Genomic DNA, 374 nt, shown 5'->3' on the forward strand with positions numbered 1-374 from the left:
ATCACATCGTCCACACGGCCGGTGATCCAGTAATCCCCGTCGGCGTCGCGCTTGCAGCCGTCGCCCGAGAAGTAATAGCCCTTGTAGTCCGAGAAATACGTCTTCTCGAACCGCTCGTGATCGCCCCAGACGGTGCGCATCTGGCCCGGCCAGCTGTCCTTGAGCGCCAGCACGCCTTCGGTCGGGCTGGCATGGATTTCCTCGCCCGTTTGAGGATCCAGCACCACGGGCATCACGCCAAAGAACGGCTTCATCGCCGATCCCGGCTTGGTTGCATGTGCGCCGGGCAGCGGGGTCAGCAGGTGCCCGCCGGTTTCGGTCTGCCACCAGGTGTCCACGATGGGGCAGCGGCCGCCACCGATGACGTCGTTGTA

Annotated in this window: 1 protein-coding gene; it reads right to left on the bottom strand. The window is 64.4% G+C overall.

Translation table 11 applies throughout. The features are described from left to right. Window positions 1-374: AMP-binding protein (locus MWU54_RS18875; RefSeq protein WP_247086763.1), on the bottom strand; the 374-nt coding region annotated here is incomplete at both ends.

The sequence above is a fragment of the Marivita sp. S6314 genome (genome assembly GCF_023015985.1).
Classification (GTDB): Bacteria; Pseudomonadota; Alphaproteobacteria; order Rhodobacterales; family Rhodobacteraceae; genus Marivita.